Annotated in this window: 2 protein-coding genes; both read left to right on the forward strand. The window is 59.3% G+C overall.

Annotation, left to right across the window (positions count from 1 at the left end; translation table 11 throughout):
- Nucleotides 1-22: 22 nt before the first annotated feature.
- On the forward strand, nucleotides 23-2695 hold the full coding sequence (aceE, locus tag HVE01_RS19665; protein WP_146945483.1) for a pyruvate dehydrogenase (acetyl-transferring), homodimeric type: 2673 nt from the start codon (nucleotides 23-25) through the stop codon (nucleotides 2693-2695).
- A 58-nt stretch (nucleotides 2696-2753) separates the two neighbouring features.
- Nucleotides 2754-3321: biotin/lipoyl-containing protein (locus HVE01_RS19670; RefSeq protein ID WP_146945484.1), on the forward strand; the 568-nt coding region annotated here is incomplete at its 3' end.

The following is a 3321-nucleotide window of genomic DNA, read 5'->3' on the forward strand; positions in this document are numbered from 1 at the left end:
ATCGTCATTCGGAGAGACCTCTATGAGTCTGGAGACAAGAGAAGATCTCGATCCGCTCGAAACCACGGAGTGGCTGGAATCCCTGGAATCAGTACTGGATCGTGAGGGCGAAGATCGTGCCCGCTACCTGATGACCCGCTTGGCGGATCGCCTGCGCCGGGACGGGATGAAGGTACCCTTCTCGGTGACAACCCCGCACCGGAACACCATCCCTGTGCATCGCGAAGCCCCGATGCCCGGCGATCTGTTTATGGAGCGCCGCATTCGGTCGTTGATTCGTTACAACGCCATTGCCCAGGTCATCCGTAATAACCGCGCCAACCCCGGGCTGGGCGGCCACATTGCCAGCTTTATGTCGTCGGCCACGCTGTACGATGTCGGCTTTAACCACTTCTTCCGCGCCCCCAAAGGCGACTTTGAAGGCGACCTGATTTACATCCAAGGCCACGTTGCCCCGGGGATTTACGCGCGTTCCTACCTGGAAGGCCGTTTGTCAGAAGAGCAGATGGACAAATTCCGTCGCGAAGTCGATGGCGATGGCCTCTCTTCCTACCCCCACCCGTGGCTGATGCCGGACTACTGGCAGTTCCCCACGGTGTCCATGGGCCTTGGCCCGATTCAGGCCATCTATCAAGCCCACGTGATGAAGTACCTGCATCACCGTGAGCTAAAAGACATGTACGACCGTAAGATCTGGTGCTTTATGGGCGACGGCGAGTGTGATGAGCCGGAGTCACTGGGCGCCATTTCCCTGGCCGGGCGTGAAAACCTCGATAACCTGATCTTCGTTATCAACTGCAACCTGCAGCGCTTGGACGGCCCGGTTCGCGGCAACTCCCGCGTCATGGACGAGTTCGAAGGCGTGTTCCGCGGCGCTGGCTGGAACGTCATCAAGGTGGTCTGGGGACGTCACTGGGATCCGCTGTTCGAGAAGGACAAGAAAGGCATCCTGCAAAAACGCATGGACGAAGCGGTCGACGGTGAGTACCAGAACTACAAGGCCAACGGCGGTTCGTACACCCGCGAGCACTTCTTCGGTAAGTACCCCGAAACCGAAGCGATGGTCAACGATCTATCTGACGAAGACATCTGGAAGCTCAACCGCGGTGGCCACGACCCGTTCAAGGTCTACGCGGCCTACCACGAAGCGGTCAACCAGACCAACGGTAAGCCCACGGTCATTCTGGCGCACACCGTCAAAGGCTACGGCATGGGCAGCGGCGATGGCGAAGCCGCCAACGAGTCCCACCAGGTCAAGAGCATGGAGTATGAAGCGTTGCGTAAATTCCGCGACCGCTTCGGTATTCCGCTCACCGACGAGCAGCTTAAAGATGTGCCCTATTACAAGCCGGAAGAAGACTCTCCCGAGCTGAAATACATGCACCTGCAGCGGGAACGCTTAAACGGCTACCTGCCGAGCCGCCGCAGTGACTTTGAGGCGCTGGAGATCCCCAGCCTGGAAGACAAAACCTTTGCCTCGCAAATGGTCGGCTCCAAAGGGCGCGAAGTCTCCACCACCATGGCGTTCGTGCGCGTGCTGAACGGCCTAGTGAAGGATAAGAAGCTCGGCAAACATGTCGTCCCGATTATTCCTGACGAAGCGCGTACCTTCGGCATGGAAGGCATGTTCCGTCAGCTTGGCATCTACACCTCGGAAGGTCAGAAGTATGAGCCGGTCGATAAAGGCCAGATCATGTTCTACCGCGAGGATCAGAAAGGCCAGATTCTCGAAGAAGGGATTAGTGAAGCCGGTGCCATGTCCGCGTGGATTGCCGCCGCAACGTCCTACAGCAACAACAACGTCACCCTGCTGCCGTTCTACGTCTACTACTCGATGTTCGGCTTCCAGCGCATTGGTGACTTGGCCTGGGCCGCCGGTGACCTGCAAGCCCGCGGCTTTATGGTCGGCGGCACCGCCGGGCGTACCACGCTCAACGGTGAAGGCCTGCAGCACCAGGATGGCCACAGCTTGATTCAAGCCTCCACCATCCCCAACTGCCGCAGCTACGACCCGACCTACGCCCACGAAGTGGCGGTCATCCTCCAGGATGGTCTGAAGCGCATGTTCTCCGACAAAGAGAACTGCTTCTACTACCTGACGGTGATGAACGAAAACTACGAGCACCCCGCGCTTGAGAACGTGCCCACCGACGATATCGTCAAAGGCATGTACCTGCTCAACGAAACCCAGGGCGATAAAGGCCGCGTGCAACTGCTGGGCTCCGGCACCATCCTGCGCGAAGTCGAAGCCGCCGCCGAGCTATTGGCCAACGACTGGGGCATTGGGGCGGATATCTGGAGCGTGACCAGCTTTAACGAGCTGCGTCGCGAAGCGCTGCTGCTGGAGCGTGAAGGCTTCCTGAACCCGGACGCTGAGGCTAACAAGCCCCACGTGACGAAGTGCCTGGAAGGCCGCGACGGCCCGGTGATTGCCTCCACCGACTACATGAAGCTCTACGCCGACCAGGTGTGTGCCTGGGTACCGTCTGAGTACACCGTGCTGGGCACGGACGGCTTTGGCCGTTCCGACACCCGCGAGAAGCTGCGCTACTTCTTTGAAGTAGACCGCTACTTCGTCACCGTCGCGGCGCTACGCGCTCTGGCAGACCGTGGTGAGCTTGATCGCAAGCACGTCGGCGAGGCGCTGAAGAAGTATGGCATTGACGCCAATAAGCCGAACCCGCTGACCAGCTAAACCGCTGCCCGGCGGGCAGATGCCCGCCGGCTCGATCCGATTTGGAAGGAGCGCGACCTTGAGTAGCGAAATCATCAAAGTTCCCGATATCGGTGGTGATACCGATGTCGAAATCATCGAGATTGCGGTGTCAGAAGGCGACGTCATTGAAGCGGAAGACACCCTAATCACCCTGGAATCCGACAAAGCCAGCATGGACGTCCCGGCCCCGAAAGGCGGCAAGGTACTCAAAGTGCTGGTCAAAGAAGGCGATAGCGTCTCCGAAGGCGACGACATCGTTGAGCTGGAGGTTGAAGGCGGCACAGACGGTGGCGAAGAGGCGTCAGCCCCCGCGTCTGACAGTCAGCCCAACGACGCGCCAGCGAAACAAGCCAAACCGACGCAGGAAGACGCCCCCGCACCGGCAGCGAAAAAAGCCAGCGGCGGCAAGCAGGCGGTCGATATTAAAGTGCCTGACCTGGGCGGTTCCGACAGCGTTGAAATCATCGAAGTCGCGGTTAGCGCCGGTGATGAGGTCAACGCCGAAGATACCCTGATCACCCTGGAGTCTGACAAAGCCTCCATGGACGTGCCCAGCCCGCACGCAGGTAAGATCGTTGCGCTGACGGTCAAAGAAGGCGATAGCG

The organism is Vreelandella venusta (genome assembly GCF_007989605.1).
Lineage (GTDB): Bacteria > Pseudomonadota > Gammaproteobacteria > Pseudomonadales > Halomonadaceae > Vreelandella > Vreelandella venusta.